Consider the following 12,937-nt stretch of genomic DNA (forward strand, 5'->3'; position numbering starts at 1 on the left):
CGCGCGCACGCTCGACCAGCTCCAGCAGGAGCTGACCGTGATGCCCCTGGCGGAGGCCGCCGCGGCCGGCGACGGCACGTCCGTGCCGGTGCCTGCCGCCACCCCGGAGAAGGCGGCCACCCCCGAGGAGGCCGCCGAGCCTGAGGCGTCCGAAGCCGCTGTTCCTCCTGAGGAAGCTCCCCGTTCCGGTGATGGAGACGCGGCCGGGGACGGCGACCGGGACATCACCCCCACCCGCACCGGACCGGAGATGCCACCCCGTATCCGGGGATGGCGCCTACCCGCTCTGCTGGCACTCGTCGGCGTGCTCGTGGCGGCCGGCGGCTTCGGCGTGGGTGCCGCGGTGTACAGCGACGACGGACAGCGACAGCGTCCGGAGGCCAGACAACAGCCGAAGGTGAGTGTGTCCCCGACCCCGACGCCGACCACCACCCGCAGTCCCTTCCCGTACGGCACCCGAGTGGGCCTGAAGAACGGGCTGATGCCAGGGCAGTGCGTGGACGCGGACTGGAAGGAGGGCGAGTACAAGGGGCAGCCCGAGCTGAAGCTCGTCAACTGCGAAGATGACGACCCCGAGGGCCAGGTGATCACGACCGTCGCGTCCGGCACTGGGCCGGCGTCCGGTGCCTCGTCCGCCCAGACAGAGTGCGCCGAGCGCACGGAGAAGCTGCGCAAGACCATGCCCGACCCCGTCCTGCACGTACTGCCGCCGGCCGCCGGACAGAGCCAGCCGCCGGACACGGCCTGCCTGGTCTTCCTGAAGAAGGCCACCATCGGGGGCCCGCTGGGCGAGTACCGCCCGCAGGGCGAGGAGACGTCCACGACGCAGCTGGGCCCGGGCGACTGCTTCAACACCAAGGATGAGGACAACGGCTGGACCCCCTACCTGGCCAGCTGCGACGAGCCGCACCATGAACAGGCCGTCGGCTGGACGTGGTCCTCGGGCAACGACTCCTCCGAGAGCGTCGACATGGGAGACCTGTGCGAGGAGAAGTACGGCGTCAACTGGGCCCGCGGCAAGGGCCATGCAATGGACGGCTGGTCGTCCACCGACGAGGAGTGGAACGCCGGATTCCGGTGGGTACTGTGCACGGTGTACCAGGAGGACGGCAAGAAGCTTCCCGCAGGGGCGCTGAAACCCGCGTACTGACCGCACTGACCAGGTAGTACCGATGGCACATTGACGATGTACTGACGCCGTACCGACGACATGCCAGGCATCCGGGGCAGCGCAGATGGACGAGATCGAGCAGGAGCACGGGGACCGCGGGGACACCAACGTGGCGCCCCCGCGCCCGTCCGCGCCCGACGCCCGGGCACGCGGCCCCTGGACACGGGTCATCGCCGAGCGGTACGGGCTGATCAAGCCGGTCGGCACTGGGGGCATGGGACGCGTCTGGCTGGCGTACGACCTGCGGCTGCGCCGAGAGGTCGCGGTGAAGGAGGTCGTCGTACGGACGCGGGCCGTGCCGGGGGAGGAGAGCCCGGAGGTACGGACTGCCCGGGCGCTCAGCGAGGCGTGGAGTCTTGCCGCCCTGCGTGAGGCGCCGCATGTGGTGGCGGTCCATGACGTCGTCGAGGAGGACGGCTTCCCGTGGATCGTGATGGAGTACGTCCGCGGCGCCACGACCCTGGAAGCGGTGGTCGAGGAGCGGATGCGGGCGGGCGAAGGGCCGCTGCCGGTCGGCGAGACGGCGCGGATCGGTCTCGCCGTGCTCAAGGCGCTCGCCGCCGGGCATCACATCGGGATCGTGCACCGGGATGTGAAACCGTCCAACATCCTTCTGGCACCGGACGGTTCGGGACACCCGCACGCGCGCGTGGTCCTCACCGACTACGGGATCGCCCACCGTATGGCGGGCACCGTGTCCCACACCGGGCCGCAGCGGGTGATCGGCACGCCCGGCTATCTCGCCCCGGAGCAGCTGTACGGGGGTTCGGCCACCCCTGCATCCGACCTGTTCGCTCTCGGTACGACCCTGTACTTCGCCGTCGAGGGCAGGGAGCCGTTCGCCGAGGGCTCCGGCGGCTACCCGCCGGCCCCCGCGCCGCCGCGCCGTGCCGGGCCGCTCGGCGAGGTGCTGACGCAACTGCTGGCCGCCTCGCCCCTGCACCGCCCGGAACACGGCGCGGTGCTGCGCCGGCTGCGCGAACTCACCGAGGAGACGGGCGCTTCCTGAGGGACTCGTATGTGGAGCGCGTGGTTACGCCTGTGTGGGGCGAGGGGAGGCTTCGCGCAGCCGTGGGGCGCGCACTTCTGGCGGCCTGCGCGGTGGAGTAGCAAGGGCACGGCCGGCAAGCGGGCATACGGCGCGCACCGCGGCACAAGCGTCACTGGAGCACAACACCCTTGGAAATCACGGTCATTCGCATGCGCGTGCTGGCTGAGGCGCCGTTCCGGCTGTGGATGGCGGTCAGCGGCACGCTGGGCGTCACCACGCAACGGCAGCTGAGACAGCGGCTGCACGACCAAGTCGAGGACGGGCACCGGGAGTTCTTCCTCGACCTGCAGGAACTCCGCTGTGCCGACGGGCTCTTCGAAGGCGAACCGCGCACCCTCTTCCCGAAGGATCCCGCCACGCGCTTCCATCTCATCGGAGCCCCCGACCGCATCCGCGAGTCCGTCACCGGCGACCCGCGGTTCACCCTGTACGCCGATCCGGGATCCGCCTGGCGCCAGTGGGCCGACGGCGCCTGATCCGGCTCGTACGCCCCCTTCTCAGCTTGTCTTTCAACCTCTGTGCGCTTCAGTTGTGTCTGCGGGTGCCTCTCCGTAGGGCGCGGTTTCTGATCACGCGGAAGGGGAGAGCTGTTCGCGCACCCATTCGGGATCGGGGTTGGTGTGTGGCTGGCCCGCCACGGCGACGGTCGGCACGGTCTCGTTGCCGTCGTTGGCTGCTCTCACCGCTGCGGCTCCTGCCGGGTCGCGCCAGATGTTGACCCAGTGCAACTGGCGGGCGCTGCGGCCCAGCCGGATGCGCAGTCGTATGCAGTACTTGCAGCCCGGCCGCCAGAAGACGACCGGTCGGCCGTCGACCGCGCTGCGGCGTTGTGCCTCCTGCGCACCGATCGACCTCGGGAAGATCAGGGGTGAGTTCACGCTGGCGAGCGCCAGGAACGCCAGCAGGAGTGCTGCGGCTGTGCCGGGGCTCCCCTTGAAGATCTGCCCAGCCGCGACGGCTGAGCCGCTGAGTACAAGCAGCATTGGCAAGGTCCAAGCGCGCATCATGGTGATGCAGGCTACCGATGAGTCGAAATGCTCCTCTGACTAGGCCGCTCACCTGGGCATTCGCCGGACAGGCGGACGGCCCCCGCGTGAGCATGCGTTCCGTCACAGAACCGTACTTATACGAAGGCCGCAGGGGTGAGTCTGCTGCACCACGATGCCCGGCACGAGGCATTCGGCTTCACGTCCCACTTCCGGGAGGACTTCTACGGATGCCTGACCCGGAGCGGTGACACGTTGTTCGAAGTCACGGACGCGATGCTCTGCGAGAACGGGCCGGTGACCTCGCCGGTCGACCTGACGCTGCTGGCTGAACACCGGCGTGGGCACGACGCGTCGAGCGGCGCTCCACCTCTCCGCGATTCTCATCTGGCCCGGTGCTGGCCCTAGGGCTGATCAACGGTGTGTTCCCTCAGGAAGGCCCCTGCGTAGGCTGCCGCCTCTTCCTTCGTCGCGTACGAGGTGTCGCCGTCGGGCGTGCCGTGTGTTCCGTCGGCGCCCTCGCCTGTCCACCTCCAGCCGCCGGACGAAGGCTCTTGCGTCAGTTCGGCCGTTCCACCGAACAGTTCGAGTACAGCGCTCGCGTGCGCTGCGGCGGTTGCCGGGCGGCTGATGGCATCAGGCCACTTCTTGCGGGCACCTTGCCGGGTGATGCCCCAAACGGCGCCCAGCTGCTCGTAGCTCGCGCCGTAAGACCCGGCGGTTCCCGCTGCGATCGCCGTCAACCGTTTGACCTCCGTGTCCACCGCCTTCCATGCGGCAAGGACGGACAGCGCCACTTCGATCGGGTCCGCCTCCCACATGCGGTCACCTGACAGCCCAGAACCCCGGGAGCGCATGGCCGATGCGAGCGGGTTCAGAGCGTCGTAGAGGGCCTTGTCGAGCTCTACCTGCTCTTCGGGGGTGATCTCAAGCGAAGTCATGTGACAACTTTAGTTACCCGCAATGAGGATTGTAAACAACAGTTTCCGGTCGAGAGTGTGAGCCATGCACCGTCAGCCTTGCACTGAGGGCCAGACCGGATCGTCGCAGCAACTTGCCAGTCCTACGGCTTCAAGCAGGCAGTCCCGCCGCACCAGCCAGTCGGCATCCCGCGAGAACGACAGAGACTGACGGTCGCCCGGACCGCCGCCACTCCTGGTTTTGTACGTGGGAGCGAGCAACGTTTGTCGACGGTTTTGGGCAGCACTTAGAAGTCATCTCATTTGATTGACTCGGCATTCTGTGGGTCATGGTGGGGATGATTGAGCGGTTGGTGCCGGACAAGTTGTGGGAGTTGTTCCAGCGGGTGGTAGCGGAGGCGCCGTCGCGACCTCAGGGGTGGCCGACGTCGGTACGGTGACCGGGAGGTGCTGGCCGCGATTGTGTTCGTAGCCACGTCGGGTTGCACCTGGCAGCAGGTGCCGTCGGCGTCGTTCAGGCTGTCGGGGGCGACGGCCCACCGCCGTTTCACGGAACGGTCGGGTCTGCCCATATCCGTCGGGATTTTCGGGGCCAACCTGCATGACGGCCAGGCCCTGATTCCGCTCGTGAAGGGCATCCCGCCGATCCGCTCGCGCCGCGGACGACGACGGCGCAAGCCCGCCAAGCTTTATGCCGACAAGGGCTACGACTACGCCTATCTGCGGCGATGGTTACGTGAGCGGGGCATCACGCACCGGATCGCCCGCAAGGGAGTGGAGTCCTCGCAACGACTGGGCCGTCACCGTTGGACCGTAGAGCGCACCATGGCCTGGCTCGCCGGCTGCCGCCGCCTCCACCGACGCTACGAACGCAAAGCAGACCACTTCCTCGCCTTCACCAGCATCGCCTGCACCCTCATCTGCTGCCGCAGGCTCTGCGGGGCACGTTCAAGTGCCCCCACGGGCATGGAACGCCTCCGCCGCCCTGCAGGTTGGCCGCCCACTTGTCGTCCTGCGTGGTGAAGTGTGTGCCTCTGATAACTCCGACAGCAGGGAGCGTTCCTTCCGATGACCACACAGCCCGCACGCCCTGAGCGCAGCGGTCCCGAGACCGCCTCGGTGATGGATGTCTCGCCGTTCAAGCCTTCTCTCGTCAAAGCGGTGTTCAGGGACGTGACCCCGATGCACGTCTCTCGGTCGGCCGCGTGGGCCGCCGCGTCGGTGACGCGGACAGTGCTGACGGAGATCATCGACGGCGCGAGGAGAGCGGCGGCGGCGGAGGCCCGGAAGAAGCTGATTCCCGGGGACCTTCTCTCGGCGATCGACCGGAACGTCGAGCTCGAGGTGGGGACCAAGTGGTACGACCACAGCCCGACGTTTCAAGGCCTGACCGGTGTCCTGTACGACGCCGAGGGCGTCATCGTGCCTTCTCGTAAGCGCAGTAGGTCGCGCAAACCGAGTGCTGTGGTCGGCGCCCACAGGTTCGAGGCTGGGGTCAAGAAGCTGCTGCGGAGCCAGAGGGCGACGGCCGTCCCAGCGATGGTCCGCGACCTGGACGGAATCGCGAGCGTGTTCCTGACGGACCTCGCCCGGGACGCGGCCTTGGTCGTCCGCGAGGGCGGGGTCAAACGTTTCGGTACGGTCACCCTAGTGATGTCGGGCGAACCGGCCCCACCCCCGTTCCTCAAGGATTCCCTCCGGGCACCGTCCACCCGCAGGGGGGACGGGCGGACCATCGGCAGGGAGGACATCCTGGCCGCCACCACGATTCAGTTGTTCGGCGGCAACCTCAGGCAGCGAGCCCTCACCGAAGCACGCAAGGCGACACAGAACACTTCGGTCGGCTGAGCGGGTGCGACCAACATCGCTGCCTGCACCCTCATCTGCTACCGCAGACTCGCCAAATGAGATGGCCTCTTAGCGATCACACGGCTCGGAAATGTCGATGAGAACCAGCAACGCTGCTGGCGCCTGAGGGCCCTTCGTGCGGCCGCGACATGGCGGTACTCCACATCGCAGGAATCGCTCTCTGGTCCGTGTAGCACTGCCTGGCTGTGGCGGCGCGTACGCCTCGGGGCTGATACGGCGGCAATACGGTTACGCCGTGTGGCTGATGGTGTTCATGCCGTGGCCGGACGCCGGGCGGCGGGGCCTGCGAAAACATCAAGGGCATCGCACGACATCGCTGATCAAGGAGCGTGCCGCATGCCCACGAGGAATAGTCAAGACCTGTGGATCTAGTGCCCCCCGAGCCGTCGTTCCGTCGCGAGGGAGCGGCCAACGTGCCAGGACAAATCACGTCAAGCCGTAACTCGCGTGGGCCGGTATCGCTGGGCTACCGCCCCCGACTGGAACTCATGGCGGTCCACGAGCTCGAGCTGGATGCGCTCGCGCAGACCGGCGAGCAACGTCGGCCCGTGTCCGGCAAGGACCGGCTGAACAAGGAACTCGTACTCGTCGATCAGTCCCAGATCTGCCAACGCCAGGGGGAGCGTCACGCCACCCACCCACAGGCCCTCGCCTGACTCCTGCTTGAGCCGCTGAACCGCTTGCCCCAAGTCGCCTCGCACCAGGTCGGCATTCCAATCGACCCCGCTCAGCGTGCTCGACACGACGTACTTCTTCGCCCGGTCGATGGTCTCGGCGAACGGGATCTGCCACTCATCCATCCAGTCAGGCCACGTGCCCGTGGCCGGCTTCCGCCACGCCGACTCCATCATCTCGTAGGTCACCCGGCCGAATAGCAGGGCATCGGCTCGCTCCATCTCAGCGGTCCAGTAGCGCATCGACTCCTCGTCCGGGGGGAGCCCTGCCTCGTGATGGCAGCAGCCGTCGAGCGTGACGTTGATCGAGTATCGAAGTGGTCTCATCTCGTTGCTCTCCCTTGATGCGCGCCCCGCGTTCACCGGACCGTACTCAGACGACTGCCGGCGCCATTTCTCATCGGCGCCCCGATCGCACCTACTTTGACGCCGTCGTGATGCGAACTTTAACGTCGTCGTGATGCGAACCAGACCGCAGACCGAGCGCGCGACCGATTCGGCGCTCGGAGCGTTCAGGTTCGCAACGGGACGGCGCCCATAACGCTCGACTTCGATGCACGGTGCCGCGTCACCTACCGTCGGCTCAGGGTCAACGACGAACGTCGCAAACGTTGCCTGACGCGGCACTAGTCAGTTCGGTGGTTGATCCAGTTGTTCCATCCGTCGGCTTGCCGCGTTGCGGACGCGGCGGGTTCGTCCCTGTTCGGCGAGCAGGCTGAGGGCGTCGGATGAGGTAATGATCTGCGCGGTCGCGGCTGTGCGTTGGAACCAGTCGGATGCGGCGGTAAGCGCCTCGGCGGCCCATGGCTCGTCCAGGGCGATGGTCCTCAGCAGGGTCCACTCGCGCAGGCGGCGGGCGAGGTAGTCCCGGTCCCCGATGACCGCGGCCATGATGTGAGCCCAGACGGTGAACTCGGCGTCGGTCAGCAGCTGGGCTGCCCGGCGGTCCAGGTGGTGAACCACCGCGCCTTGCGCCATCGCCTCATCCTGATCGCGCAGCACTGCGGCCACCAGCTCGGCCTCCTCCGCCTCCGAGGCGGCATCGAGGGCCTGCAGGTAGTGCGCGTAACGCTGGTGCTCGGTGGGTTCACGGTCGTGCTGGGGGTCGGTCATGCGGCCCTTCCTTCGGGCCGTTCGACCAGCTGGCCGCGTTCGAAGCGGGCGCCGGCACGGACGAGGGCGACGAGGTGGGGTGCGTTCACGGCTCGCCAGCGGGCCTGGGCGGACTCGATGAGCTTGAAGACCATGGCCAGGGCGGCGGCCCGGCTCCCGGCACCCTTGGTGACCCTCGTTCGAAGTCGCACGGTGGCGAAGGTCGATTCGATAGGATTCGTCGTACGTAGGTGGATCCAATGCTCGGCCGGGTAGTCGAAGAACGCCAGTAGCTCGTCCTCGTCGTCGGCGATCCGCCTGACGACCTTGGGGTACTTCGCGCCGTACTGCTTGGCGAAGGCGGCCACCGCCCGCGCCGCGTGCTCCTTGTCCTCGGCTTTGTAGATCTCCTGGATCGCGCGCTTGGCCGCCGGCTGCGCGGACTTCGGCAGCGCGTCCAGACAGTCGGCGGTTTTGTGAACCCAACACCGCTGGTGGCGGGTCATGGGGAAGACCTCGCTCAAAGCGTTCCAGAAGCCGAGTGCACCGTCGCCGACGGCCAGCACCGGGGCGCGCATGCCGCGGCGGGCGCAGTCGCGGAGCAGACCAGCCCACGCCTCTGACGACTCGCGGTAGCCGTCACTCATCGCGATCAGCTCCTTGGTGCCATCGGCGCGCACGCCCATCAACACCAGCACCGCGGCCTTCGCCTCCTCCAGGCGGATGCGCAGGTGGACGCCGTCGGCCCAGACGTAGACGTAGTCGGTGGCCGACAGGTCGCGATCCTGGAAGGCGGTGTGATCGGCCTGCCACTGCACGGTCAGCCGCGTCACCGTCGCCGGGGACAGACCGGCCGAGGAGCCCAGGAACTGCTCCAGGGCGGGCACGAAGTCACCAGAGGACAGGCCATGCAGGTAAAGCAGCGGCAGCACCTCGCTGACCTTCGGGGACTTGCGACACCACGGCGGCAGGATTGCCGAGGAGAACCGCCGACGCTCGCCATTCGCCTCATCGACGCGCTTGTCGTTGACGCGCGGCGCCTTCACCTCGACCGACCCGGCGGCGGTGGTGACCTTCCGCGGCTGGTGGTAGCCGTTGCGCACCACCAGGCGGCGACCGGACTCGTCGCGCTCCTCGGCCACCTCGGCTATGTAGGCGTTGACTTCCGCCTCGAGGGCGGCGGCCAGCATCCGCCGTGCGCCCTCGCGGACGATCTCGTCCATCAGGGAGCCGTTCGGGGTGGAGCCATCGGCGTTGACTACGCTGAGCACGGGCGTGCCTTCCCGACCGACGTTCGCAGCGTCGGCCTACTCGGTGACCATCAATCGATCACTCGGGAAGGTACGCCCTTCGCGCGCCTCCCGAGCCCCGATCCACAGGTCCTGAGCATTGCTCCATGCCCACCACTGTTCCCTTCTCCGACAACGCGCAGGCCGAAGGAAAGCACTTGTCCGACCGCGCATCGGGTCGGACGGTGCCGGGCGTCCCGGCCTGGGCGCGGCGTGCGGCGGCAGCGGTCGTCTGGGTGTCTCTGCCATCGGCTGTGTGGCGCCTCGCCGCCGTGCTGGGTGTTCCGCTGGGACTCGGACAGTCCGAGTACGATGCCATGCTCCTGCCCGGCTGGGGCCTGCTGGTGCTGCCTCTGCTGTCGCTGGCCCAAGAAGGTCTGGCCTGGCTGACACTCGGCTTGGTGCGGCCGTGGGGAGAAGTGTGGCCGCGTTGGCTGCCGTATCTCGGAGGCCGTCCGGTCCCGGTACGTGCCGCGGTTATCCCGGCGGCGTTCGGCACACTCGCCTGCAGCGTCTACGGAGTACTGTTTGTCTGGACGACCCTGCACGCTCAGATGGACATCACGCCGTGGGGCAACCGGCTCCTGACCGCCTGCTATCTGCCGGTGACCGCCTGGGGGCCGCTGCTGGGTGTGGTGACCGTGCACTACTACCGGCGCCGCACGCGCGGGTGAAGGGCGGAACCCCGTCACGGGCAAGTCCCGTCAGCTGGTGGCCGTGTCTTGCGCCGCCCGGACGCGGACCAACGGACTCTCTTCACAGCGTCACGATACGTCGACGTCGCCCTCTCTCGGGATCAGAAACAGGCACTCACGTACGAGTTCTCACGTACGGGCCGGCTGCCCCGTGTCGGCCCCGTGATGCCGCCCCATCGGAATGACCAGGGGTGTGCCGCTGACCGGGTCCATGGTGATCTTGCAGTTCAGGTCGAAGACGTCCGCCACGGTCTCGGCGGTGATGACCTCGGCCGGCGGGCCCTCGGCGGCGATCCGCCCGGACTTCATGGCGACGACGTGGTCGGCGTAGCGGCAGGCCTGGTTGAGATCGTGCAGCACCATCACGACGGTGCGGTTCTCGCGCCGGTTGAGGTCCGTGATCAGGTCCAGTACGTCGATCTGGTGGGCCAGGTCCAGATACGTCGTCGGTTCGTCGAGGAGCAGTACGGGCGTGCCCTGCGCGACCGCCATGGCGATCCAGGCACGCTGGCGCTGCCCGCCGGAGAGCTCGTCGACCGGACGGTCCGCGAGGTCGGTCATCGCGGTGGCGGCCAGCGCCTGGTGCACGGCCTGCTCGTCGGCCTTGGACCACTGCCGCCACCAGGTCTGGTGCGGTGAACGGCCGCGGTTGACCAGGTCGATGACGGTCAGTCCCTCGGGGGCCACCGGGCTCTGCGGCAGGATGCCGAGGCGCTGGGCGAGTTCCCGGGACGGTATGGACTGCAGAGCCCGGCCGTCCAGGTGGACGGCGCCCTCACGGGGCGCGAGCAGCCGGGCCAGGGCGCGCAGCAGCGTGGACTTGCCGCAGGCGTTGGCGCCGACGATCGCGGTGATCCGGCCGGGCGGTACGGCCAGGTCCAGGCCGTCCACGACCAGCCGGTTGTCGTACGCCAGGCGCAGCCCGCTCGCCCGCAGGTCCGGGTCGGCCGCGGGTGAGGCGTCCGCCGACTTGGGATCAACCGACATGGATCAACCTCCTGAACCCGCGCGGTTCACGCGGACGAGCAACCAGAGCAGGACCGGCGCGCCGAGCACGCCGGTGACGATTCCGACCGGCAGTTCCGTGCCGGAGATGAGCGTACGGGCGATGAGGTCGCTGCCGAGGACCATCAGGGCGCCGGTCAGCCCCGAGGCGACGGGGGGCGGCCAGGCGGTACCGGCCAGCCGCTGGGCGATCTGCGGCGCGGCGAGCGCCACGAAGGCGACGGGGCCTGCGGACGCGGTGGCGAAGGCGATCAGGCCGACCCCGGTGAGCAGGATGGACAGGCGCACGAACTGCACCCGGGTGCCGAGGCCGGTGGCGACGTCGTCGCCGAGCTGGAGGGTGCGCAGCAGCCGACCGAGCAGCAGCGACGCCGGCAGCAGCACCGCCAGTACGACGGCGAGCGGGGTGACCTGGTCCCACGTACGGCCGTTGAGGTTGCCCACCAGCCAGCCGAGGGCGGCCTGTGCCTCGAACCGTCCGCCCTTGGCCAGCAGATAGTCGGTGGCGCTGGTGCAGATCCAGGCCACGCCGATGCCGATCAGGATGATCCGGTAGCCGGTGGTGCCGCGCCGCCAGGCCAGGGCGTACACGATCAGGGCGGTGGAGAGCGCGCCGACCAGTCCGAGGGCCTGGGTGCCGAGGCCGCCGTCCCAGCCCAGCACGATGCCCGCGACCACGGCGGTGCCCGCACCCTGGGTGAGGCCGATCATGTCGGGGCTGGCCAGCGGGTTGCGGGTCATGGTCTGGAACAGCGCGCCGGAGACGGCGAACGCGATCCCGGCCAGCAGTCCGACCAGGGAGCGTGGCAGCCGCAGTTCCTGGACGACGAGGACGGTGCCGGGGTCGCCGGTGCCGACGAGGGCGCGTACGACATCGGCGAAGGCGATCGGATAGTCACCGATCGTCAGGCCCCAGCAGAACAGCAGGAAGGTGGCCGTGGCGAGCACCGCGTTCAGCGCCACCAGGCGGGGACGGAAGATCCCGGAGACCGGCGGGGCGGCCAGCCGGAAGGTGCGGTAGGAGCGGACGCGTTGGGGGGCGGGCGAAGTGCCGGAGTCCAAGGGGGACTTGGTGAGGGTGGACTTTGGGTTGGACATGGTCACACCTCCGCGAGCTGGCGTCGGCGGACCATGGCGATGAAGAACGGGCCGCCGATGAAGGCGACGACGATGCCTGCCTGGACCTCGGTCGGCCGTGCGACGAGGCGGCCGATGATGTCCGCGGCGAGCAGCAGACTCGGGGCGAGGACGGCCGACAGGGGCAGCAGCCAGCGGTGGTCGGGGCCGATTCCCGCCATCTGGACGAGGACCCGGGCGACATGGGGGACCACCAGGCCGATGAAGACGATCGGGCCGATGACCGCGACCGCGGCCCCGGTCAGCAGGGTGACCGCGGCGACGCCCTGCAGCCGGATCAGGCCGAGGTTTCGGCCGAGGGAGGCCGCCACGTCCTCGCCGAGGGCCAGGCTGTTGAGGGCCGGAGCGCAGGCCAGGGCCAGAATGGTGCCGGCGGCGAGGAACGGCAGGATCCGCAGCACCGTGGCACCGTCCTGGTCGGCCATGGAGCCGGCGGTGAAGAAGCGGTAGCGGTCGAGTGCGTCCGGGTCGGTCAGGGCGATGGCGCTGGTGAGTGAGGTGAGCAGGAAGGTCACCGCGATACCGGCGAGCGCCAGCTTCACCGGCGTCTGGCCGGAACGTCCAAGGCCGCCGAGGAGGTAGACCACGACGCTCGCCGCGAGCGCGCCAGCGAAGGCGAACCAGACGTACCCGTAGAACGAGCCGAACCCGAACACCCCGACCGCCAGCACGATGGCGAAGGTGGCGCCCGCGCTGACCCCCAGGATCCCGGGATCCGCGAGCGGATTACGGGTCAGGGCCTGCATGAGGGCGCCCGCGAGGCCTAAGGCGGCACCCGCCGCGAGGCCCAGCGTGGTGCGCGGCACCCGTGCCGACCAGACGATGTTGTCCACGAACCGGCTCGGGGCGTCGCCGAACAGCGTCCGGATCACCTGGTCCGGGGGAACGCTTGCGGCGCCCAGCGCGAGCGACAGCAGACAGAGCACCACCAGAACAGCGCCGAGCAGCGCCACCAGCAGTACGGGGCCAAGTCTCTTGCCCCGCTTCACCGTTCGGTCTCCACGGACCAGACTCCCTTAGGTTAGGCAGGCCTTAATCCTAGTCGTGA

Annotated in this window: 12 protein-coding genes and 3 pseudogenes; 7 read left to right on the plus strand and 8 right to left on the minus strand. The window is 68.8% G+C overall.

Annotated features, from left to right (window positions below):
- From IEZ21_RS25355 to IEZ21_RS25365, 3 genes and pseudogenes are all read left to right on the plus strand, one after another.
- Positions 1 to 1,150 (plus strand): annotated as a pseudogene (locus IEZ21_RS25355) (hypothetical protein); the annotation flags it as partial.
- Positions 1,151 to 1,235: 85 nt separating this feature from the next.
- Positions 1,236 to 2,180, plus strand: coding sequence for a serine/threonine-protein kinase (locus IEZ21_RS25360; RefSeq protein WP_189324184.1), 945 nt, complete (start codon positions 1,236 to 1,238; stop codon positions 2,178 to 2,180).
- A gap of 191 nt (positions 2,181 to 2,371) precedes the next feature.
- Positions 2,372 to 2,698, plus strand: a complete 327-nt coding sequence (locus IEZ21_RS25365; RefSeq protein ID WP_189324185.1) for an STAS domain-containing protein — start codon at positions 2,372 to 2,374, stop codon at positions 2,696 to 2,698.
- Positions 2,699 to 2,791: 93 nt separating this feature from the next.
- On the opposite strand, the gene IEZ21_RS25370 is transcribed toward IEZ21_RS25365, so the two are convergent.
- Positions 2,792 to 3,229, minus strand: a complete 438-nt coding sequence (locus IEZ21_RS25370) for a glutaredoxin domain-containing protein (protein WP_189324186.1) — start codon at positions 3,227 to 3,229, stop codon at positions 2,792 to 2,794.
- A gap of 141 nt (positions 3,230 to 3,370) precedes the next feature.
- Between IEZ21_RS25370 and IEZ21_RS25375 the strand changes: the two are divergent.
- Positions 3,371 to 3,562 (plus strand): annotated as a pseudogene (locus IEZ21_RS25375) (NF041680 family putative transposase); the annotation flags it as partial.
- A 50-nt stretch (positions 3,563 to 3,612) separates the two neighbouring features.
- Here IEZ21_RS25375 and IEZ21_RS25380 read toward each other — a convergent pair.
- Positions 3,613 to 4,149: a hypothetical protein gene (locus IEZ21_RS25380; RefSeq protein ID WP_246568129.1), complete on the minus strand. Its 537-nt coding sequence runs from the start codon at positions 4,147 to 4,149 to the stop codon at positions 3,613 to 3,615.
- A gap of 317 nt (positions 4,150 to 4,466) precedes the next feature.
- On the opposite strand from IEZ21_RS25380, the pseudogene IEZ21_RS25385 reads away from it, so the two are divergent.
- Both IEZ21_RS25385 and IEZ21_RS25390 read left to right on the plus strand, forming a co-directional pair.
- Positions 4,467 to 5,058: pseudogene (locus IEZ21_RS25385) on the plus strand (IS5 family transposase); the annotation flags it as partial.
- A gap of 138 nt (positions 5,059 to 5,196) precedes the next feature.
- The gene (locus IEZ21_RS25390) at positions 5,197 to 5,976 is read left to right on the plus strand and encodes a hypothetical protein (protein WP_189324187.1); all 780 of its coding nucleotides are present in this window, start codon (positions 5,197 to 5,199) and stop codon (positions 5,974 to 5,976) included.
- A 452-nt stretch (positions 5,977 to 6,428) separates the two neighbouring features.
- On the opposite strand, the gene IEZ21_RS25395 is transcribed toward IEZ21_RS25390, so the two are convergent.
- From IEZ21_RS25395 to IEZ21_RS25405, 3 genes are all read right to left on the minus strand, one after another.
- The gene (locus IEZ21_RS25395; RefSeq protein ID WP_189324188.1) at positions 6,429 to 6,998 is read right to left on the minus strand and encodes a dihydrofolate reductase family protein; all 570 of its coding nucleotides are present in this window, start codon (positions 6,996 to 6,998) and stop codon (positions 6,429 to 6,431) included.
- A gap of 303 nt (positions 6,999 to 7,301) precedes the next feature.
- Positions 7,302 to 7,784 (minus strand): hypothetical protein, encoded by a 483-nt coding sequence (locus IEZ21_RS25400; protein ID WP_189324189.1) that lies wholly within the window; start codon positions 7,782 to 7,784, stop codon positions 7,302 to 7,304.
- Entirely contained in the window at positions 7,781 to 9,034 is a 1,254-nt protein-coding gene (locus tag IEZ21_RS25405) for an IS256 family transposase (protein ID WP_189324190.1), read from the minus strand. The genes IEZ21_RS25400 and IEZ21_RS25405 overlap by 4 nt, the downstream gene beginning before the upstream one ends.
- Before the next feature lie 125 nt (positions 9,035 to 9,159).
- Here IEZ21_RS25405 and IEZ21_RS25410 point away from each other — a divergent pair, with 125 nt between their 5' ends.
- On the plus strand, positions 9,160 to 9,726 hold the full coding sequence (locus IEZ21_RS25410; protein WP_246568131.1) for a hypothetical protein: 567 nt from the start codon (positions 9,160 to 9,162) through the stop codon (positions 9,724 to 9,726).
- Between the two features lie 150 nt (positions 9,727 to 9,876).
- On the opposite strand, the gene IEZ21_RS25415 is transcribed toward IEZ21_RS25410, so the two are convergent.
- The 3 genes from IEZ21_RS25415 to IEZ21_RS25425 are packed head-to-tail and all read right to left on the minus strand — an operon-like array spanning position 9,877 to position 12,878.
- Positions 9,877 to 10,734 carry an ABC transporter ATP-binding protein gene (locus IEZ21_RS25415; RefSeq protein ID WP_051745063.1) on the minus strand — a complete coding sequence of 286 codons (858 nt, stop codon included), beginning with the start codon at positions 10,732 to 10,734 and terminating at the stop codon, positions 9,877 to 9,879.
- A gap of 3 nt (positions 10,735 to 10,737) precedes the next feature.
- Positions 10,738 to 11,850, minus strand: a complete 1,113-nt coding sequence (locus IEZ21_RS25420; protein ID WP_189324191.1) for a FecCD family ABC transporter permease — start codon at positions 11,848 to 11,850, stop codon at positions 10,738 to 10,740.
- A gap of 2 nt (positions 11,851 to 11,852) precedes the next feature.
- Positions 11,853 to 12,878: a FecCD family ABC transporter permease gene (locus IEZ21_RS25425; protein ID WP_189324192.1), complete on the minus strand. Its 1,026-nt coding sequence runs from the start codon at positions 12,876 to 12,878 to the stop codon at positions 11,853 to 11,855.
- Between the last annotated feature and the right edge of the window lie 59 nt (positions 12,879 to 12,937).

The organism is Streptomyces flaveus, assembly GCF_014647675.1.
Lineage (GTDB): Bacteria > Actinomycetota > Actinomycetes > Streptomycetales > Streptomycetaceae > Streptomyces > Streptomyces flaveus.